At 69.5% G+C, this 19,186-nt stretch carries 18 protein-coding genes and 1 pseudogene; 5 read left to right on the plus strand and 14 right to left on the minus strand.

Going from position 1 to position 19,186, the window contains the following annotated elements; translation table 11 throughout:
• Window positions 1–26 precede the first annotated feature (26 nt).
• From ACZ5QD_RS02980 to ACZ5QD_RS03000, 5 genes are all read left to right on the plus strand, one after another.
• Complete coding sequence (locus tag ACZ5QD_RS02980) at window positions 27–794, plus strand: crotonase/enoyl-CoA hydratase family protein (protein WP_006896562.1); 768 nt, start codon at window positions 27–29, stop codon at window positions 792–794.
• A 66-nt stretch (window positions 795–860) separates the two neighbouring features.
• Window positions 861–1,409, plus strand: coding sequence for a GNAT family N-acetyltransferase (locus ACZ5QD_RS02985; RefSeq protein WP_006896563.1), 549 nt, complete (start codon window positions 861–863; stop codon window positions 1,407–1,409).
• A gap of 4 nt (window positions 1,410–1,413) precedes the next feature.
• Complete coding sequence (locus ACZ5QD_RS02990) at window positions 1,414–2,358, plus strand: esterase/lipase family protein (protein ID WP_045540682.1); 945 nt, start codon at window positions 1,414–1,416, stop codon at window positions 2,356–2,358.
• Window positions 2,359–2,361: 3 nt separating this feature from the next.
• The gene (locus tag ACZ5QD_RS02995) at window positions 2,362–2,670 is read left to right on the plus strand and encodes a 4a-hydroxytetrahydrobiopterin dehydratase (RefSeq protein ID WP_464367111.1); all 309 of its coding nucleotides are present in this window, start codon (window positions 2,362–2,364) and stop codon (window positions 2,668–2,670) included.
• Window positions 2,671–2,680: 10 nt separating this feature from the next.
• Window positions 2,681–3,211, plus strand: a complete 531-nt coding sequence (locus ACZ5QD_RS03000) for an NUDIX hydrolase (protein ID WP_062367588.1) — start codon at window positions 2,681–2,683, stop codon at window positions 3,209–3,211.
• Here the strand turns inward: ACZ5QD_RS03000 and nuoN are convergent.
• From nuoN to ACZ5QD_RS03070, 14 genes and pseudogenes are all read right to left on the minus strand, one after another.
• The gene (nuoN, locus tag ACZ5QD_RS03005; protein WP_062367589.1) at window positions 3,167–4,831 is read right to left on the minus strand and encodes an NADH-quinone oxidoreductase subunit NuoN; all 1,665 of its coding nucleotides are present in this window, start codon (window positions 4,829–4,831) and stop codon (window positions 3,167–3,169) included. The two genes, ACZ5QD_RS03000 and nuoN, sit on opposite strands and share 45 nt — an antisense overlap.
• On the minus strand, window positions 4,828–6,417 hold the full coding sequence (locus ACZ5QD_RS03010) for an NADH-quinone oxidoreductase subunit M (protein ID WP_082781308.1): 1,590 nt from the start codon (window positions 6,415–6,417) through the stop codon (window positions 4,828–4,830). Before ACZ5QD_RS03010 ends, nuoN begins: the two co-directional genes overlap by 4 nt.
• Complete coding sequence (gene nuoL, locus ACZ5QD_RS03015) at window positions 6,414–8,315, minus strand: NADH-quinone oxidoreductase subunit L (RefSeq protein WP_045540229.1); 1,902 nt, start codon at window positions 8,313–8,315, stop codon at window positions 6,414–6,416. The genes ACZ5QD_RS03010 and nuoL overlap by 4 nt, the downstream gene beginning before the upstream one ends.
• Before the next feature lie 4 nt (window positions 8,316–8,319).
• Window positions 8,320–8,619: an NADH-quinone oxidoreductase subunit NuoK gene (gene nuoK, locus ACZ5QD_RS03020; RefSeq protein ID WP_006896570.1), complete on the minus strand. Its 300-nt coding sequence runs from the start codon at window positions 8,617–8,619 to the stop codon at window positions 8,320–8,322.
• Window positions 8,620–8,635: 16 nt separating this feature from the next.
• Window positions 8,636–9,427, minus strand: coding sequence for an NADH-quinone oxidoreductase subunit J (locus tag ACZ5QD_RS03025; protein WP_346077040.1), 792 nt, complete (start codon window positions 9,425–9,427; stop codon window positions 8,636–8,638).
• Complete coding sequence (nuoI, locus tag ACZ5QD_RS03030) at window positions 9,424–9,942, minus strand: NADH-quinone oxidoreductase subunit NuoI (protein WP_346077042.1); 519 nt, start codon at window positions 9,940–9,942, stop codon at window positions 9,424–9,426. The genes ACZ5QD_RS03025 and nuoI overlap by 4 nt, the downstream gene beginning before the upstream one ends.
• Complete coding sequence (nuoH, locus tag ACZ5QD_RS03035) at window positions 9,935–11,212, minus strand: NADH-quinone oxidoreductase subunit NuoH (protein WP_464367112.1); 1,278 nt, start codon at window positions 11,210–11,212, stop codon at window positions 9,935–9,937. Before nuoH ends, nuoI begins: the two co-directional genes overlap by 8 nt.
• The gene (locus ACZ5QD_RS03040; RefSeq protein WP_006896574.1) at window positions 11,205–13,604 is read right to left on the minus strand and encodes an NADH-quinone oxidoreductase subunit G; all 2,400 of its coding nucleotides are present in this window, start codon (window positions 13,602–13,604) and stop codon (window positions 11,205–11,207) included. The genes nuoH and ACZ5QD_RS03040 overlap by 8 nt, the downstream gene beginning before the upstream one ends.
• Window positions 13,601–15,645 (minus strand): annotated as a pseudogene (gene nuoF, locus ACZ5QD_RS03045) (NADH-quinone oxidoreductase subunit NuoF). The gene ACZ5QD_RS03040 and the pseudogene nuoF overlap by 4 nt, the downstream one beginning before the upstream one ends.
• The gene (nuoD, locus tag ACZ5QD_RS03050) at window positions 15,642–16,949 is read right to left on the minus strand and encodes an NADH dehydrogenase (quinone) subunit D (protein WP_006896577.1); all 1,308 of its coding nucleotides are present in this window, start codon (window positions 16,947–16,949) and stop codon (window positions 15,642–15,644) included. Before nuoD ends, nuoF begins: the two are co-directional and overlap by 4 nt.
• Window positions 16,949–17,641, minus strand: a complete 693-nt coding sequence (locus ACZ5QD_RS03055) for an NADH-quinone oxidoreductase subunit C (protein WP_006896578.1) — start codon at window positions 17,639–17,641, stop codon at window positions 16,949–16,951. Before ACZ5QD_RS03055 ends, nuoD begins: the two co-directional genes overlap by 1 nt.
• Window positions 17,638–18,192, minus strand: coding sequence for a NuoB/complex I 20 kDa subunit family protein (locus ACZ5QD_RS03060; RefSeq protein WP_006896579.1), 555 nt, complete (start codon window positions 18,190–18,192; stop codon window positions 17,638–17,640). The genes ACZ5QD_RS03055 and ACZ5QD_RS03060 overlap by 4 nt, the downstream gene beginning before the upstream one ends.
• 37 nt (window positions 18,193–18,229) lie before the next feature.
• Window positions 18,230–18,592, minus strand: a complete 363-nt coding sequence (locus tag ACZ5QD_RS03065) for an NADH-quinone oxidoreductase subunit A (RefSeq protein WP_006896580.1) — start codon at window positions 18,590–18,592, stop codon at window positions 18,230–18,232.
• Between the two features lie 137 nt (window positions 18,593–18,729).
• Window positions 18,730–19,140, minus strand: coding sequence for a DNA-binding transcriptional response regulator (locus tag ACZ5QD_RS03070; RefSeq protein WP_006896581.1), 411 nt, complete (start codon window positions 19,138–19,140; stop codon window positions 18,730–18,732).
• Window positions 19,141–19,186: the final 46 nt, after the last annotated feature.

A 19,186-nucleotide genomic window follows, 5' to 3' on the forward strand; every position in this document is an offset into this window, starting at 1 on the left:
CGGGGTTCCGGCGAAGGAGTGCAGTGATGAACGACGTCAGGGTGGAGCGCGACGGCGACGTGACGGTGGTGATCATGGCCCGGCCGGAACGGCACAACGCGGTCGACGCCGGCATGGCGCGCGAACTCGCCGCCGCCTTCCGCGAATTCGAGGCCTCCGAGGCCCGGGTGGCGGTGCTGGCGGGCGACGGTCCGTCGTTCTGCGCCGGTGCCGATCTCAAGGCCGTCGGCACCGAGCGCACCAATGTGCTGACGCCGGACGGAGACGGCCCGATGGGACCGACCAGGATGGACCTCGACAAGCCGGTCGTCGCCGCGATCAACGGGCACGCGGTGGCCGGCGGGCTGGAACTGGCACTGTGGTGCGATCTGCGGGTCGCCGACGAGGACGCCACGTTCGGCGTGTTCTGCCGCCGGTGGGGCGTACCGCTGATCGACGGCGGAACGGTCCGCCTGCCGCGCCTGATCGGACACAGCCGTGCGATGGACCTCATCCTGACCGGCCGTCCCGTCGACGCCGCGGAGGCGCTGACGTTCGGTCTGGTGAACCGCGTGGTCCCGGCGGGCACCGCACGGGAGGCGGCGGTCGCGCTCGCCCACGACATCGCGCGCATGCCCGCCACCTGCATGCGCGGCGACCGTCGCTCGGCCCGCGCACAGTGGGCGGACTCCGAGGAGGCCGCGCTGCGCCGGGAGTTCGCGATCGGCATGACCTCGCTGCGTGCCGACGGTGTCGGCGGCGCGCAGCGTTTCGCGGCGGGCAGGGGACGCGGCGGGTCGTTCGACGACATCTGACCCGGACACCCTGAGTCGGGCATCCGGCACTCCCGCGCCGGGCCGCGTCGCAGTAGGGTCTCAGACATGGGTGACGCTACGACTCCGGAGACCTTCGCAGCGCCGAGGCTCCGGGCACTGGAACGGGCCGATCTGCAGTTCGTCCACGGCCTTTTCAACGATCCCGAGGTGATGCGCTACTGGTTCGAGCCGGCGCACGTGACCATCACCGACCTCGAGGAGACATTCGCCCGGCAGCAGCGGTGCGGAGACCGTGAGCGCCGCTTCATCGTCGACGCCGCCGGACGCCGGGTGGGGCTGGTCGAGTTGGTGTACATCGACCAGGTGCACCGCAACTGCGAATTCCAGATCATCATCGCGCCCGGCGAGCAGGGACGCGGATACGCCGGCGCGGCGACGCGCGCGGCGCTCGACTTCGCATTCCGCTCGCTCAACCTGCACAAGGTGTACCTGCTGGTGGACACCGAAAACGCCGCGGCCATCCACGTGTACGAGAAGGCGGGGTTCGTCGTCGAGGGGGTGCTGCGCCGAGAGTTCTTCGCCGACGGCGCCTACCGGGACGCCACGCGGATGGGCATCTTCCAAGACGACTACCTGGCCGCCGCGAGGAGTTGAGACGGTGGCGGCGCGGCTTTCACTGCTGATTCTCCTCGTCGCGCTGGCCTGTGTCCCCGGAACCGCGACCGCGGCTCCGGCCCGGCTGCCGGTCCCGTACGACTTCCTCGCCGGAATCCGCGCCGAGCTGGCGAACCCCGGCGGCTCGCTGCCGGGCACCAACAACTTCTCGTGCCGACCGACGCCGCGTCACCCGCACCCGGTGGTGCTGCTGCACGGCAGCGGCGGCGGCCGCCAGACCAATTGGGCCACACTGGCTCCGGTACTCAAGAACGACGGCTACTGCGTCTTCGCCCCGACCTACGGTGCGCTCGCGCGAGTCTGGCCGGTCTCCGCGCTCGGGGGCCTCGGTCCCAAGCTCGACAGTGCTTGGGACGTCAAGCGATTCATCGACCGCGTGCGGGCCGCCACCGGCGCGGACCAGGTGGATCTGGTCGGGCACTCGCTTGGCACCGAGATCCCCACGTACTGGATGAAGTACCTCGGCGGCCGGGGAGAGGTGGCGCACTACGTCTCCCTCGCGCCGTACTGGCGGCAGGGCCCCGACGACGACGATGCGCGCGGTGAGGCGATCGCGTCGTTCCGCCGGAGCCTCGGCATCGCCGAACCCGTGCGGCCGGCCTGCCCGGAGTGTTCGTCGCCGCCGAAGGATCTCGATTTCAACAGAGCCGTCCGCGAGCCGACGCCGTATCTGCCCGGCGTCGCCTACACCAACATCGTGACCCGCGACGATGAGATCGTGACGCCGTACACCGCCGGGCTGCTCGACGGTCCGCCCGGCACTCGGGTGCGCAACATCGTCGTACAGGACGGTTGCTCCCGCGACCGTTCCGACCACATGTCGATCACGTCGAACAGACGCAGCGCGGCGCTGGTACTCAACGCCCTGGATCCGGCGCATCCGCGTCCGGTGCCCTGCGTCGACGTGTCACCGGTGACAGGAGGATGAATCATGACGCAGAAACCGGAGCCCGTGACCCAGGCGGAGGCGCTCGCCCAGACCCCCGATGCCTGGACCGTCGACGACGGGATGCTCGTGGCCGAGTACCGGCCGGGCAACATGGTCCGCGGTCTGGAGATGGTGACCGCCGTGGTGGCGGCGGCCGAGGAGGCCGGTCATCACCCCGACGTCGACCTGCGGTATCCGACGGTGGCCTTCCGGCTGGTGACGCACAGCCTCGGTCAGCTGACCTCCTTCGACGTCGCGCTGGCGCAGCGGATCGACGCGATCGCCGCGGAGAAGGGAATCGAGCGCGCGTAGCCTGACGCTCATGCCGACCCCCGAGTACGTCCTGAAGCTGCGCGAGCACATCGGTCATGACCCGCTGGTGCTGATCGGTGTGACCGCCGTGATCCTGCGGGAGGACGCGAACGAAGTACGGGTTCTCCTGGGACGTCGGTCGGACAACGGCGCGCTGGCGCCCATCACCGGGATCGTCGATCCCGGTGAGGAACCCGCGACGGCCGCGCGGCGGGAGGCGTTGGAGGAGGCGGGAGTCGACATCGAGGTGGAGCGGCTGGCGTGGGTGCACCAGTTGCCCCGGCGCACGCACGTGAACGGCGACCAGGTGGACTACCTCGATCTGACGTTCCGCTGCCGCTGGCGGTCGGGCGACCCAGTGCCGTCCGACGGCGAAATGACCGAGGTGATGTGGCGACGTCTCGACGACCTCGACGATCTCGGCTCGGACGACCTGAGGAAGCGGATCGAGCTCGCAGTCAGTGGCACCGGTGCGACGGCCTTCGGCGGCGCTGAGTCAGCCTCGGTAGAACGCGGCGGCGGAGGTCGCGAGGTCGAGTAGCCACTGGGGAAACAGACCCAGTACGAGGGTCAGCGCCGCCGACAGCGCGATCGGCACCGAGGTCAGCAGACTCGGAGTGACCACCTCGGGAGCATCCTGCGGGGGATCGGAGAAGAACATCGCGACGATGACCCGGATGTAGAAGTACGCGGCGACGGCGCTGCAGAGGACGCCGACGATGACCAGCGGCCAGGCGCCGTCGTCGCCGGCCGCGCCGAAGACCGCGAACTTGGCGATGAATCCGCTGGTGAGCGGGATGCCGGCGAACGAGAGCAGAAACAGCGACATCATCGCCCCGACCAGGGGTCGCCTGCGGCCGAGCCCGGCCCACGAGGCGATCTCGGTGCTCTCGCGCCCGGCGCCGTCGCGGACCACCGACAGCAGCGCGAAAGCACCGAAAGCAGACAACGCGTAGGCGCAGACGTAGAACAGCGTGGCGGCCACGCCGGCCTGCGACATCGTGATCGCCCCGACCAGCGCGAAACCGACGTGGCTCACCGAGGAGTAGGCGAGCATCCGCTTCAGGTCGCCCTGGGTGACGGCCATGAGCGTCGCGACCACCATCGTGAGAATCGCGACCGCCCACAGGGCGGGCCGCCACTGCGGCTCCAGCGCGCCGAACGATACGTGGAGCACCCGCAGCAGTGCGCCGAACGCCGCCACTTTGGTCGCGGAGGCCATCAGCGCGGTGACCGGAGTCGGAGCGCCCTGGTAGACGTCGGGTACCCACGAGCCGAACGGCACCGCGCCCACCTTGAAGAGCAGTCCGACGGCGAGCAGGGTCACCGCGAGCACCGCGAGCGTGCGGTCGGCGGCCGGTTCGAGCTCACCGCCCGCGACGGCGTCGCCGATGGCCGACAGCGACAGCGATCCCGTCGCGCCGTAGGCGAACGAGGCGCCGAACAGGAAGATCGCCGACGAGAACGCACCCAGCAGGAAGTACTTGAGCGATGCCTCCTGCGACAGCAGCCGGCGTCGCCGTGCGAGTCCGCACAGCAGGTACAGCGGGAGCGACAGCACCTCGAGCGCGATGAACATGGTGAGCAGATCGCCGCACGCGCCGAACAGCATCATTCCGCCGACGGCGAGCAGTGCGAGCGGGTAGACCTCTGTGGTGATCGCCCCCGCGCGCCCGGCGACGAGTTCGTCGGGGGAGCCGGGAACGGTGGCGCCGGAGGGAGTGAAGGCGTCGGCGGGGAGATCGGCGTCGGCGGCGTCGCCGCTCGACCCGCCGACCGCGATGCGCTCGCCCGCCGCGGTGCGCACCTCCAGCGGCGCCCACACCCGGTCGAGCCGGCGCTCGCCCATAACCGCGATCGAGCCCAGCGAAACCACCAGCACCGCACCTTGCAGCAGCAGCGCCGGACCGTCGATCACCACGGCACCGGACATCGCCACCGAGGCGCCGTCCGCCATGAAGGACGCGGTGACGAACATCAGCGCCACGAAGGCCGCCACCAGGGCGCCTCCGGCCAGCCACAGCTGGGCACGGTAGCGCCGCTGCTTCGGAGCGAAGGCCTCCACCAGGACCGCGATCACTCCGGCGCCGAAGACGATCAGCATGGGGGAGAGCCGGAAGTAGTCGATGCTGTGAGCGTCGAGAGCACTCGCGAGGGTCATCGATGACCTCCTTCACCGGCACTGACGGCCGGGGTGCTGATCTGGGCCGGGGACACCGCCGGATCGATGTAGTCCAGCACCAGCCGCGGGAAGAAACCGAGCACCAGCAGTCCGACGATCAACGGCGCGACGACCGCCTTCTGCCGCAGATCGAGATCCCGTATCGGCACCTGCGCTCCGGCGTCGACCGTGGCGCTGAGCCGTTCGGGTCCGCCCATCATGCGCTGATACGTCCACAGGATGTAGACCGCCGACAGCACCAGGGCCGACGCGGCGACGATCGCGGCGACAGGATACCGCGTGAAGGTGCCGACGATGACCAGGAACTCACTCACGAACGGCGCCAGTCCGGGAAGGGAGAGGGTCGCCAGACCGGCCACCAGGAACGTGCCTGCCAGCACCGGGGCGAGCTTCTGCACCCCGCCGTAATCGGCGATCAGCGAGCTGCCCCGCTGGCTCACCAGGAATCCCGCCACCAGGAACAGCGCGGCCGTCGAGAGACCGTGGTTGACCATGTACAGCGCCGAGCCGGACTGTCCCTGCCCGGTGAGGGCGAAGACGCCGAGGACGATGAACCCGAAGTGTGAGATGGAGGTGTACGAGATCAGGCGCATCACGTCGCGCTGCCCGATGGCGCACAGCGCTCCGTAGACGATGCTGACGACGGCGAGCGCGGAGATCCACGGTGCGAACCGGGCCGACGCGTCGGGGAAGAGACCGATGCAGAACCGCAGCATCGCGAAGGTGCCGACCTTGTCCATGACGGCCATCATCATCACCGCGACCGCGGGCGTGGTCGACACCGCCGCGTCCGGCAACCAGGTGTGCACGGGCCACAGCGGTGCCTTGACCGCGAAGGCGAAGAAGAATCCGAGGAAGAGCAGGTCGAGCGTCGCCTGGGAGGCGTCGAGGCCACCGGCGGACGCGGCCACGGCGAGGTCGGAGAAGCTGAATGTCCCGGCCCCGTCCGGACCCAGACCCGACCGGGAGCTCACCACGTACAGCCCGATCAACGCCGCCAGCATGATCAACCCGCCGAAGAGGTTGTAGAGCAGGAACTTGACGGCCGCCCGCGACCGGCGTCCCTCGTCAGCGGCGCCGAAACCGCCGATGAGGAAGTACATCGGCACCAGCATCGCCTCGAAGAAGATGTAGAACAGCAGTACATCGGTCGCGACGAAGCTCATCAGCACCATCGACTCGACCGCGAGCATCAGCGCCACGTAGATGTGCACCCGGCGATTGCCGGCATCGCTCACGTCGCGCCATCCGGCGAGCAGCAGGATCGGTGTCAGCACCGTCGTCAACAGGATCAGCGCCAGCCCGACCCCGTCCAGCGCGAGGCTGTAGTGGGCGCCGAACGCCGGGATCCAGCTGACGTCCTCGGTGAGTTGGTAGCCGCCGGTGCCGGACGAGAATCGGGTGGCGACGACGACCGCCCAGCCGAGGGTGAGCAGCGACGCCCCGAGCGAGACCCGGCGGGCGTCGGCGGCCCGGCCGGCGGGCAGGAGCATCACCACGAGCGAGGCCACCGCGGGCAGCAGCCACAGCACGGTGAGCCACGGAACGGTTCCGGAGTTCGTCACAGCGCGCTCACCACCAGGGTCAGGGCGGCCACCGCGACGGTGCCCGCGAGTATCGAGAGGGCGTACGACCGGACGAAGCCGTTCTGTCCGCGCCTGGCCAGGACCGACAGTCCCGTGACGCCGGCTCCGACCCCCGCGGGCACCGCGCCGAGACCACGGTCCTCCGCCCGTACCAGCCCGGCGGTGAGCCGGGCACCGGGGATCGCGAAGACCCGTTCGTTGAAGGCGTCGCCGTACAGGTCGGCGCGCGCCGCGACGGTGAGACCCGAGACGTCGGCCGGTGCCGTCTCCGGGACATCACCCCGCCCGTACTGACGCCAGGCGATCGCCGCGCCGACCACCACTACGGCCAGCACGATCACGGTCACGGACCAGGCGGGCAGCGGACCGCTCTCCTCGGGGACGGCGCCGACCACCGGCGCGAGGAAGTCGGCGAGCGAGCCGCCGATCGCGAGCAGACCGCCCGAGAGCAGGGAGCCGGCCGCCAGCACGATCATCGGCCCGGTCATCGACCGCGGCGCCTCATGCGGCTTGGCGTCGGGTGCCCACCGCTTCTCACCGAGGAAGGTCAGAACCATCACGCGCGTCATGTAGAAGGCGGTGACTCCCGCGCCGACGACGGCCACCCCGCCCAGCAGCCATCCGCGAACACCGCCGTCACCGAAAGCGGCCTCGATGATGTGGTCTTTGGAGTAGAAACCCGCGAACGGCGGGACGCCGATGATCGCGAGGTAGCCGAACCCGAACGTGACGAACGTGATCGGCATGGCGGCCCGGAGCCCTCCGAAGCGCCGCATGTCTGTCTCGTCGTTCATCGCGTGCATCACCGAGCCGGACCCGAGGAACAGTCCGGCCTTGAAGAATCCGTGGGTGAGCAGATGCAGGATCGCGAAGGCGTACCCGGCGGGCCCGAGTCCGGCCGCGAGGACCATGTAGCCGATCTGACTCATAGTGGAGGCGGCGAGCGCCTTCTTGATGTCGTCCTTGGCGCAGCCGATGATCGCACCGAAGAGAAGGGTCACCGCGCCGACGACCACGACGGCGGTCTGCGCGTGCGGAGCCAGATCGAACAGCGGCGCCGACCGGGTGATCAGGTAGACGCCCGCGGTCACCATGGTCGCCGCGTGGATCAGCGCCGAGACCGGGGTGGGGCCCTCCATCGCGTCGCCGAGCCAGGCCTGCAGCGGCACCTGCGCCGACTTCGCGCACGCGCCGAGCAGCAGCATGAAGCAGATCGCTGTCAGCGTCGCCTCACTCGCGGTGGCCGCCGAGCCGAAGACACCGTCGAAGCTCACCGAGCCGAAGGTCGCGAACATGACGGCCAGCGCGATCACCATGCCGATGTCGCCCACCCGATTCATCACGAAGGCCTTCTTGGCCGCCGTCGCGGCACTCGGCTTGTGCTGCCAGAAGCCGATCAGCAGGTACGACGCCAGACCGACGCCCTCCCAGCCCAGATACAGCCCGAGGTAGCTGTCGGCGAGCACGAGGATCAGCATCGCCGCGACGAACAGGTTGAGGTATGCGAAGAACCGGCGGCGGTCGGGCTCGTGACTCATGTAGCCGATCGAGTAGACGTGGATCAGCGCGCCGACGACGGTGATCAGCAGCACGAAGCACATCGACAGCTGGTCCAGGCGCAGCGCGGCGTCGACGCTGAAATCACCGGCGGTGATCCACCGGTAGCTTCCGCTGGTCACTGTGCGGGCCCCGCCGTCGCGCCCGATCATGCCGATCCACATCGCGATTCCGAGCACCGCCGACACCGTCACCAGCGCGGTGGCGGCGAGGTGGCCCCAGCGGTCGGTGCGGCGGCCGGCGATCAGCAGGACGGCCGCGCCGAGGGCGGGCAGTCCGGGGATCAGCCAGAGCAGGGCGCTGGTGAGATCGTGGCTCATCGGTTCACCGCCTCAACAGGTCGGCGTCGTCGACCGAGGCCGACCTGCGGGTGCGGAAGATCATCATGATGATCGCCAGTCCCACCACCACCTCGGCGGCGGCGACGACCATCGTGAAGAAGGCGATCACCTGACCGTCGAGGCTGCCGTGCATGCGGGCGAAGGTGACGAACGAGAGGTTGCCCGCATTGAGCATCAACTCGATGCACATGAACACCACGATCGCGTTGCGTCGAAGCAGGACGCCCGAGGCGCCGATCGCGAACAGCAGCGCCGAGAGATACAGGTAGTTGGCCGGGTTCATCGGCGTTCCTCCAACGTCATCGGTCCTCCAGCGCCGGATCGGACTCCGCCTCCCGCGCGGCGTCGATCTCCCGCGCGGTGATCGTCGCGTTCACCGACAGCTTCGACGGCGATCCGTCCGGCTCGCGCGCCGGAACGTCGACGGCGTTGTGCCGCGCGTACACGCCGGGCGGGGGAAGCGGTGTGACGTGACCGCCGTTCTTGAAGCGCTCCACCGACCGCTCGCGCTGCCCGCGGCGCGGACCGAAGCGCTCGCGGTGCGCCAGGACCATCGCTCCGAGGGTGGCGGTGATCAGGAGTGCGCCGGTGAGCTCGAAGGCCCACAGATAGCGGCCGAAGATCAGTTCGGCGAGCGCGCGGATGTTCTCGTTGCCGCCGCCGGGCGCGGCGGAGTGGCTGTGATCGGGGGCGCCGGCGAAGGTCGCCAGCGAGGCGGTGCCGATCGCGGCGATCAGCAGAACGGCGAAACCCAGGCCGAGCCCCGCGGCCGCGAGTCGCTGGCCCCGGATGGTCTCCACCAGCGACTCCGAGGAGTCGATTCCGATCAGCATCAGCACGAACAGGAACAGCATCATCACCGCGCCGGTGTAGACCACCACCTGCACCACACCGAGGAAGAGAGCGCCCTGCATCACGTAGAAGACCGCCAGCACGATCATGGTCATCGCGAGGAAGACGGCCGAATAGACGGCTTTGGGACTCAGCACCACCCCGAGCGCCCCGATCACCACCACCGCGCCGAGCACCCAGAAGGTGACGGCCTCGGTGCCGGAGGTACGGACGAGTTCCTCGGCCAGCATCGACGTCATGCGTCGGGCCCCACGTCGCCGCGATAGTAGTTCTCCGCGCGGGTTCCCTCGGCCATCGGGTGCGGCGTGGGCCTCATCCCCGGTTCCATCGGAGCCAGCAGCTGGTCCTTCTCGTAGATCATTCCGACGCGCGTCGGCGCGGCCATCTCGTACTCGTTGGTCATGGTCAGCGCGCGGGTGGGGCAGGCCTCGATGCACAGTCCGCATCCGATGCAGCGCAGGTAGTTGATCTGGTACACGCGCCCGTAGCGCTCACCGGGAGAGTAACGCTCGTCGTCGGTGTTGTCGGCGCCCTCGACGTAGATCGCGTCGGCGGGACACGCCCACGCGCAGAGTTCACAGCCGATGCACTTCTCCAGTCCGTCGGCGTACCGGTTGAGCTGGTGTCTGCCGTGGTAGCGCCGGGCGGTCGGTTCCTTCTGCTCCGGATACTGCTCGGTGATCGTCTTGCGGAACATGCCGGAGAAGGTGACGCCGAAGCCGGCGAGAGCGTCGGGGAGTCTGGAATCAGACATGAGGGGCCTCCTTGGACGTCGAGCGCGGAAGCATGGGATCGGGCAGCACCTGGCCCGGCAGCGGCGGGACGGGGAACCCGCCCGCCATCGGATCGAACGGGGCGGCGGGATCCGGACGGTCGGGCGCGGGCCCGGGACGCCGGCCGACCACCCGCGCGATCGTGAACAGCAGCGCCGCCGCGACGACCAGACCGGCGGCCGCCAGGATCACCCCCGCCGTCCACTCGGACGAGTCACGGGTGGCCTCCCGGATCACGGCGACCACCATCACCCAGGCCAGGGCGAACGGGATCAGGACCTTCCATCCCAGACCCATGAACTGGTCGTACCGCAGTCGGGGAAGCGTGGTGCGGAGCCAGAAGAAGACGAACAGGAAGGCCCACATCTTGCCCACGAACCAGAGCAGCGGCCACCATCCCGAGTTGGCGCCGTCCCAGATCGACAGGGGCCACGGCGCCTGCCAGCCGCCCAGGAATAGCGTTGTCGCGAGCGCCGACACGGTGGCCATGTTGATGTACTCGGCGAGCATGAACATCGCGAACTTCAGCGACGAGTACTCGGTGTGGAATCCGCCGACGAGCTCGCCCTCCGCTTCGGGGAGGTCGAACGGTGCGCGATTGGTCTCACCGACCATCGAGATCGCGTAGATGACGAACGACGGCAGCACCAGCAGCACGTACCAGTGGTGGACCTGGCCCGCGACGATCTCCGAGGTCGACATCGTGCGCGAGAGCAGGAAGACCGCCGCGAACGACAGGCCCATCGCGATCTCGTAGGAGATCACCTGCGCGGTGGAACGGAGTCCCCCCAGCAGCGGATAGGTCGATCCCGACGACCAGCCGGCGAGGACGATCCCGTACACGCCGATCGACGCCATCGCCAGCACGTACAGGACCCCGACCGGCAGGTCGGTGAGCTGCAGCGGTGTGTGATGACCGAACACCGACACCTCGGGTCCCATCGGGATCACGGCGAACGCCATGATGGCCGGGACCACCGAGATGATCGGCGCCAGGAGGTAGAGCACCTTGTCCACGCCGAACGGGGTGAGGCCTTCCTTGAGTCCCAGCTTCACACCGTCGGCCAGGGATTGCAGCGCCCCGTGCCAGCCGACCCGGTTGGGGCCGATCCGATACTGCATCCGCGCCATGATCTTGCGTTCGGCGAGGATGGCGACGAGCACGGTCAGAACCAGGAAGACGAAGATGAGGACCGACTTGCCCAGCATCAGCCACCAGGCGTCGTGTCCGAAGCTCGACAGGTCAGGCATGATCGTCCCTCCCGATCGTGACGATCGCGCCCGGCTCCGCCTCGAGTATCGGGCAGACCCGCGAACCGGGGGAGTTCATCGGCAGCCACACCACGCGGTCGGGCAGATCCGTGACCGTCAGGGGAAGGGCGATCGCCCCGTGATCGGTCGAGACGACGACGCGCTCGCCGTCGGCGGCGCCGATCTCCGCGGCGGTGGCGGCCGAGAGCCGCACGGTGGCCGGCCGTGCCGTGCCCGCCAGATGCGGCTCTCCGTCCTGCATGCGGCCGAAGTCCAGGAGCATCCGCCACGACGCGAGCACGGCCTGGCCCGCCTCCGGCGCCGGCGGCTCGCCGCGCTCGGCGGCCGGTCCGGGCGCCGGCCGATGCCGTTCGCCGGTCCAGCCGCCGATCTCCGCGAACTCGCGGTGAATGGTGCCCGGGTCGTCGCACCGCAGGTCGAAACCCATCTCCCGCCCGAGCGCGTGGAGCACGCGGTGATCCGAGAGCGGCAGCGCGGCTCCGTTCGACTGCGCCGGCGGCAGGGCCACGTCGAAGGGACGCGGGCGCCCCTCCCAGTCGACGAACGTGCCCGGCTTCTCGGCCACGGCGGCCACCGGGAGCACCACGTCGGCGTGTGCGGTGACCGAACTGCGGCGAAGTTCCAGACTGACCACGAAACCGGCGGCCGCGAGTGCCGCATCGCCCGCCGACGGACTCGGCAGATCCCCGAGTTCCACGCCGCCGACGAGCGCGGCCGACAGGTCTCCGGTGGTGAGCGCACTCAAGATGTGCGCGGTGTCGCGGCCGGGTGCTGCCTGCGGTTGAACACCCCAGATCGCTGCGACGTCGCGCCGGGCCCGTTCGGAGGAGAGCGGCCGGCCGGCCGGAAGCAGGTTGGGCGCCGCACCGACGTCGAGGGCGCCGCGTTCGCCCGCCCTTCTCGGCACCCAGGCCAGTCTGGCGCCGGTGGCGGCGGCCACCTCGGCTGCGGCGGTCAGCGCACCGGGACACCCGGCGAGGCGCTCCCCGATCAGGAGCGCCGCGCCGGGTGCGGAGAGCAGTTCGTGCACGCGGGGGCCGCGCAGCACCGCGGCCTCTCGCCCCGGCACGCACTGCAGGACGGAGCCGCCGAGCTTGGCGGCACCGGGGCTGGTCCACGGTGCGACGGTGTGCACCGCCTGACCGTGACGCCGGACCGCTTTGCGCAGGCGGAGGAAGAGGATCGGGCATTCCTCTTCCGGTTCGAGTCCGGCGAGGACCACCGTCGACGCCTGCTCGAGCTCGGCGTAGGTCAGTCCGATCCCGCTGCCCGCCACATGTGCCGAGAGGAAGTCATCCTCCTCCGCCGAGTGGGTGCGGATCCGGAAGTCGACGTCGTTGGTGCCGAGCGCCACGCGGGCGAACTTGCCGTAGGCGTAGGCGTCCTCCACGGTGGCGCGGCCGCCGACGAGCACTCCGGTCCGACTGCCCGCGGCACTCAGGCCGCGCGCCGCGGCGGCGAGCGCGTACGACCACGGAGCCGGGTGCAGCTCACCGTCGTCGCCGCGCACCAGCGGTGTGGTGATGCGATCGGGCCGGGAGGTGTAGGTGAACGCCCAGCGGCCTTTGTCGCAGTTCCACTCCTCGTTCACCTCGGGGTCGTCGCCGGCCAGCCGTCGCAGCACTTCGCCGCGCCGGTGGTCGGTGCGCTGGGCGCAGCCGGCCGCGCAGTGCTCGCACACGCTGGGCGAGGAGATCAGGTCGAAGGGCCGCGAGCGGAACCGATACGCGGTGCCCGTCAACGCTCCCACCGGACAGATCTGCACGGTGTTGCCGGAGAAGTACGATTCGAAGGGTTCGTCGGCGTACGCGCTGACCTGCTGCAACGCGCCGCGTTCGGCGAGCTCGATCAGCGGATCGCCCGCGATCTCGTTGGAGAAGCGGGTGCACCGGGCGCACAGTACGCACCGTTCGCGGTCGAGCAACACCTCGCTCGACAACGGAACCGGTTTGGTGAACGTCCGTTTGACGCCGCCGTAGCGCGACTGCGGCCGTCCGGCCGACATCGCCTGGTTCTGCAGGGGACACTCGCCGCCCTTGTCGCACGTGGGGCAGTCGAGCGGGTGGTTGATGAGCAGCAGCTCCATCACGCCCTCCTGGGCGCGGCGGGCGTCGGCCGAGGTGAGCTGGGTGCGGACCACCATCCCCTCGGTGGCGACGATGGTGCACGAGGCCATCGGCTTGCGCTGGCCCTCCACGTCGACGAGGCATTGCCGGCAGGCACCGGCGGGCGCCAGCAACGGGTGGTCGCAGAAGCGCGGAATCGCCACGCCGATCAGTTCCGCGGCGCGGATCACGAGGGTGCCCTTCGGGACCGAGACCTCGACGTCGTCGATCGTCAGGGTGATCAGGTCGGTCGCCGCGGCGGTCATCGCGCGCCTCCCTCGGACTCGGGCGACACGGACGCGAAGACCGTCGACTTCTCGGGGTCGAACGGGCAGCCGCCCGGATGCCCGTCGTGCGGGAAGTGCGCCAGGTACTCGTCGCGGAAGTGGGTCAGCGAGCTCATGATCGGGGCACCGGCGGCGTCGCCCAGAGCGCAGAACGACTTGCCGACCACACTGTCGGTGACGTCGGTGAGCGTGGTGAGGTCGGCTTCGGTGGCGTCGCCGGCCTCCAGGCGACGCATCAGCTGCACCAGCCAGTAGGTGCCCTCGCGGCAGGGGGTGCACTTCCCGCAGGATTCGTGCGCGTAGAACTCCGTCCACCGCAGGACGGCGCGGACCACGCACACCGTCTCGTCGAAGATCTGCAGCGCCTTGGTTCCGAGCATGGAGCCCGCGGCCCCCACTCCTTCGTAATCGAGCGGGATGTCGAGGTGCTCGGCGGTGAACATCGGAGTCGACGACCCGCCGGGCGTCCAGAACTTCAGCTCGTGACCGGCGCGCACGCCGCCGGCCCGCGCCAGCAGCTCGCGCAGGGTGATCCCGAGCGGTGCCTCGTACTGGCCCGGCCGGGCGACGTGGCCGGAGAGGGAGTACATGGTGAAGCCCGGCGACTTCTCGGTTCCGAACTCGCGGAACCAGTCCGGTCCGTTGCGCATGATCGACGGCACGCTGGCGATCGATTCCACGTTGTTCACGACGGTCGGACTGGCGTACAGCCCGGCGACGGCGGGGAACGGCGGCCGCAGTCGCGGCTGTCCGCGACGGCCCTCCAGTGAGTCGAGGAGCGCGGTCTCCTCACCGCAGATGTAGGCGCCCGCGCCGGCGTGCACCACCAGGTCGAGCGCGAAGCCCGACCCGAGGACGTCGCGGCCCAGCAGCCCGGCGTCGTAGGCCTCCTCGACGGCGGTGCGCAGGCGGCGGACCACGCCGGCCACCTCGCCGCGCACGTAGATGAAGGCATGGTGGGCACGGATCGCGTAGGCCGCGATGATCACCCCCTCCACCAGCGTGTGCGGCGAGGCCAGGAGCAGCGGCATGTCCTTGCAGGTGCCCGGCTCCGACTCGTCGGCGTTGACCACGAGGTAGTGCGGTGTCCCGTCGCCGCCGGGTGCCGGGCCCTGCGGGATGAACGACCATTTGGTGCCGACCGGGAAGCCCGCGCCGCCGCGGCCCCGGAGCCCGGACGCCTTGACCTGCTCGATCACCTCGTCGGGCGACAGTCGCAGCGCGGCCTTGAGCCCCTGATACCCGTTCTGGCCCATGTAGCTGCGCAGCGTCCACGACTCCGGCTCGTCCCAGTGTCTGCTGAGTATCGGAACGCGGGCCGGTTCCGGGGTGGACGAGGGCAGGCTCACGGCGATCATTTCGGCGCCTCCTCCACGCCGGCCAGCAGGCGTGCCGTCTGGCGGAACGTGCACAGTGTGTCCGATCCGCGCGTCGGCGATCGCGGCACGCCGGCGCGCAGATCGTCGAGGAGCTGTTGCACCGATTCGGGAGTCTGGTCGTCGAAGAACTCCCAGTTGACCATCACCACCGGCGCGTGGTCGCAGGCCGCATTGCACTCGACGTGCTCGACGGTGACCCGCCCGTCGGCGGTGGTCTCGCCGGGGCGGACGCCGAGCTCATCGGTGATCCGGGAGGCGATCGCATCGCCGCCCATCACCGCGCACAGCGTGTTGGTGCAGATCCCGACCAGGTAGTCGCCGGTGGGTGCGCGGCGGTACATCGAGTAGAAGGTCGCCACCGACGCCACCTGCGCCGCGGTCAGGTCGAGCTGCTCCGCGCAGAAGGCGATCCCGGCTCGGGTGAGGTAGCCGTCGTGACTCTGGACCAGATGCAGCAGCGGAAGCAGCGCCGAGCGCGACTGCGGGTAGCGGCCGATGATCGTGGCCGCGTCGTCGGCCAGTGCCGCGGTGTCCTCGGCCGAATAGTGCTCGGGACCGGCGAACTCCACCGGCGGATGCGGGACTCCGGTCGAGTAGACCGGCGGACCGGCCGACAACTCCAGGCGGACGGGTTCATTCATCGGTCGACGCCTCCCATCACCGGATCGATGCTGGCGACCGCGGTGATCACGTCGGCCACCAGGCCGCCCTCGCACATCGCGGCCACGGCCTGCAGATTGGTGAACGACGGATCGCGGAAGTGGACGCGGTAGGGCCGGGTGCCGCCGTCGGAGACCATGTGGACACCGAGCTCGCCGCGTGGCGACTCGATCGCGACGTAGCACTGACCGGACGGCACGCGCATCCCCTCGGTCACGAGCTTGAAGTGATGGATCAGCGCTTCCATCGACATCCCCATGATCTCGGCGATGTGCTCGGGGGAGTTGCCCAGACCGTCGGGGCCGACGGCGAGGTCGGCGGGCCAGGCCAGCTTGCGGTCGGCCACCATCACCGGTCCCGGCTCTAGGGCGTCCAGGCACTGCCGGGCGATCCGGACGGACTGCTTCATCTCCTCCACGCGAATGAGGTAGCGGCCGTAGGCGTCGCAGCCGGTATCGGTGACGACGTCGAACTCGTAGTTCTCGTAGCCGCAGTACGGATCCGATCTACGCAGGTCGTACGGTAGTCCGGCGGCGCGGAGGACCGGGCCGGTGACGCCAAGCGCCATGGCGCCGGTGAGGTCGAGGTAGCCGACGCCCTGGGTCCGGGCCTTCCAGATGTAGTTGTCGGTGAGCAGTGACTCCACCTCGCCGATCTGGGCGCCGAGCGCGTCGAGGACGGCGGCGATCTTCGCCTCGGCGCCGTCGGGCAGGTCCTGCGACACTCCGCCGGGACGGATGAACGCGTGGTTCATCCGCAGTCCGGTGATGTCCTCGAAGAGGTCGAGGATCGTCTCGCGGGCGCCGAAGCCGAGGAACATCGGCGTCACGGCGCCCAATTCCATGCCGCCGGTCGCGAGAGCCACCAGATGCGAGGCGATGCGATTGAGCTCCATGAGCAGCACCCGGATCACGCTCGCGCGCGCGGGGATGTCGTCGGTGATGCCGAGCAGCTTCTCCACCGCCAGGCAGTAGGCGGTCTCGTTGAAGAACGGCGAGAGATAGTCCATCCGGGTCACGAACGTGACCCCCTGCGTCCAGGTCCGGTACTCGAGGTTCTTCTCGATTCCCGTGTGCAGGTAACCCACTCCGCACCGCGCCTCGGTGACGGTCTCGCCGTCGATCTCCAGGATCAGGCGAAGCACCCCGTGCGTCGACGGGTGCTGCGGGCCCATGTTGACGACGATCCGCTCGTCGTCGGGGGCGGCGGCCGCGCGTTCGCGGACCGCGCTGACGACCTCCTGCCAGTCGCGGCCGGCGACGGTGAACGTGGATTCTCCGGTCATCAGTTGTACCGCCTCCGCTGATCGGGCGGCGCGATCGTCGCACCCTTGTACTCGACCGGGATGCCGCCGAGCGGATAGTCCTTGCGTTGCGGGTGGCCCTCCCAGTCGTCCGGCATCTCGATGCGGGTCAGCGACGGGTGTCCGTCGAAGACGATGCCGAAGAAGTCGTACGTCTCCCGCTCGTGCCAGTCGTTGGTCGGATACACCGGCAGCAGGGAGACCACGTGCGGGTCGGCGTCGGGTATCGCGACCTCCAGCCGGACACGGCGGTTGTGGGTGATCGACCGCAGCGGGTACACGGCGTGGAGTTCGCGTCCGGCCTCGTCGGGGTAGTGCACCCCGCTGACACCGAGGCACAGTTCGAAGCGGAGGGCGGGTTCGTCGCGCAGCGCGGCCGCGACCGGCAGCAGGTGCTCCCGGGTCACGAAGATCGTCATCTGGCCGCGGTCGACGACGGTCTTCTCCACGGCGTCGTCGAACGGGACGCCGCGGCGGTCCAGCGCGGTCTCCAACTCGTCGAGGATCTCGTCGAAGTAGCCGCCGAAGGGGCGGGTCGTGTTGCCCGGCAGTGTGATCGGTGCGACGAGGCGACCGTATCCCGATGTGTCGCCGGTCCCGGTGACGCCGAACAGGCCGTGTCGTGCTCCGATCACCTCGTGCTCGGGCCGCGGCCGCGACACCTCGCCGTTCATCGCAGCAGGCCCTTCATCTCGATGGTCGCCGGGGCGGAGAGGGCGGCGGCCTCGGCGGCGCGGATCGCCTCCTCCCGGTGGACGCCGAGCGGCATCTGCTGAATCTGCTCGTGGAGCATCAGGATCGCGTTGAGCAGCATCTCCGGCCGCGGCGGGCAGCCGGGGAGGTAGATGTCGACCGGGACCACGTGGTCGACGCCCTGGACGATCGCGTAGTTGTTGAACATCCCGCCGGAGGACGCGCAGACGCCCATCGCGAGGACCCACTTCGGCTCGGCCATCTGGTCGTAGATCTGGCGGAGAACCGGTGCCATCTTCTGGCTGACGCGTCCGGCCACGATCATCAGATCGGCCTGCCGGGGAGACGCCCGGAAGGCCTCCATGCCGAAGCGCGCGAGGTCGTAACGGCCGGCTGTGGTGGCCATCATCTCGATCGCGCAGCAGGCCAGCCCGAAGGTCGCGGGCCACAGGGACCCCTTGCGCATGTAGCCCGCCAGCTTCTCGACTGTGCTCAGCAGGAACCCGCCGGGGAGTTGCTCTTCGAGTCCCATTGCCCGCCTCCTTCGGTCGTGCTCGTTCGCAGTGCTCTCAGTCCCAGCGGAGTCCTCCGCGACGCCATTCGTAGGCGTAGGCCACTGAGACGTTGACGAGGAAGAGGGCGACGGCGATGAGCCCGAACCACCCGAGACTCTCGGAGGCCACCGCCCAGGGGTAGAGGAAGACGATCTCGATGTCGAAGATGATGAACAGCATCGCGGTGAGGTAGTACTTCACCGGGAATCGCTGGACGACGCCGGCGGTCGGGGGCAACGGTTCGATGCCGCATTCGTAGGCCTCGAGTTTGGCGCGGTTGCGGCGGCGAGGGCCGATCACGGAGGCGATGACCACGGAGACGAGTGCGAACGCCAGCGCGATGGCACCCAGTACGAGGATCGGTCCGTAAGCGTTCATGCCGGCGTAGCCTCCACTTCCGCAGTGCTGGTCGAGACGGCCATCACGTGCCAGATGATCTGTGACTCAACCCACACCCTACTCACGTAATTGCGTGTGCTGTGGGACTTCTCGGTGAAGTCGCGAGTCCGCGAGGGCTACCGCAACAGCGCGACGACGGTCCGCGGCAGCTCCAGCGGATCCACCGGGAGATCGGCGGTGGCGTCGGCCCGCGACCAGTCGGCGAGCCAGCGGTCGGCCCGGCGAGCGATGAGCACGAGCAGCGGGGGGCACGGGTCGTATTCGTCGCGGATCTGCTTGGCCAGACCGAGCCCGCCGGTGGGCGCGGACTCGCCGTCGAGCACCGCGAGATCGACCGTCCCCTCGTCGAGGTGAGCGAGCACCATCGGCGCGGTGGCCACCTCGATGTACTCCAGATCGGGAAGGTCGGGGTGGAGGCGTTCGCCGAGTGCGCTGAGGACCTGGCGGCGGGTGCCGGAGTCGTCGGAGTAGACGAGGACCCGCGCAGTGACGCGATCGTCGGCCGGAGAACTGTTCGAGCGGCTCACGGTGTCGACCCTAGTGCGATGCGGTCGCCGTCTGGGTGCTTTCGCC

Source organism: Gordonia sp. J1A (assembly GCF_055393515.1).

Coding starts and splice junctions, on each gene's coding strand:
- nuoN (WP_062367589.1), bottom strand. CDS start 4,831: ATGACCCTCGCGAGTGCTCTCGACGCTCACAGCATCGACTACTTCCGG.
- ACZ5QD_RS02980 (WP_006896562.1), top strand. CDS start 27: ATGAACGACGTCAGGGTGGAGCGCGACGGCGACGTGACGGTGGTGATC.
- nuoH (WP_464367112.1), bottom strand. CDS start 11,212: ATGCCTGACCTGTCGAGCTTCGGACACGACGCCTGGTGGCTGATGCTG.
- ACZ5QD_RS03000 (WP_062367588.1), top strand. CDS start 2,681: ATGCCGACCCCCGAGTACGTCCTGAAGCTGCGCGAGCACATCGGTCAT.
- nuoL (WP_045540229.1), bottom strand. CDS start 8,315: ATGAGCCACGATCTCACCAGCGCCCTGCTCTGGCTGATCCCCGGACTG.
- ACZ5QD_RS03025 (WP_346077040.1), bottom strand. CDS start 9,427: ATGACGTCGATGCTGGCCGAGGAACTCGTCCGTACCTCCGGCACCGAG.
- ACZ5QD_RS02995 (WP_464367111.1), top strand. CDS start 2,362: ATGACGCAGAAACCGGAGCCCGTGACCCAGGCGGAGGCGCTCGCCCAG.
- nuoD (WP_006896577.1), bottom strand. CDS start 16,949: ATGACCGGAGAATCCACGTTCACCGTCGCCGGCCGCGACTGGCAGGAG.
- ACZ5QD_RS03055 (WP_006896578.1), bottom strand. CDS start 17,641: ATGAACGGCGAGGTGTCGCGGCCGCGGCCCGAGCACGAGGTGATCGGA.
- ACZ5QD_RS03060 (WP_006896579.1), bottom strand. CDS start 18,192: ATGGGACTCGAAGAGCAACTCCCCGGCGGGTTCCTGCTGAGCACAGTC.
- nuoK (WP_006896570.1), bottom strand. CDS start 8,619: ATGAACCCGGCCAACTACCTGTATCTCTCGGCGCTGCTGTTCGCGATC.
- ACZ5QD_RS03065 (WP_006896580.1), bottom strand. CDS start 18,592: ATGAACGCTTACGGACCGATCCTCGTACTGGGTGCCATCGCGCTGGCG.
- ACZ5QD_RS02985 (WP_006896563.1), top strand. CDS start 861: ATGGGTGACGCTACGACTCCGGAGACCTTCGCAGCGCCGAGGCTCCGG.
- ACZ5QD_RS03040 (WP_006896574.1), bottom strand. CDS start 13,604: ATGACCGCCGCGGCGACCGACCTGATCACCCTGACGATCGACGACGTC.
- nuoI (WP_346077042.1), bottom strand. CDS start 9,942: ATGTCTGATTCCAGACTCCCCGACGCTCTCGCCGGCTTCGGCGTCACC.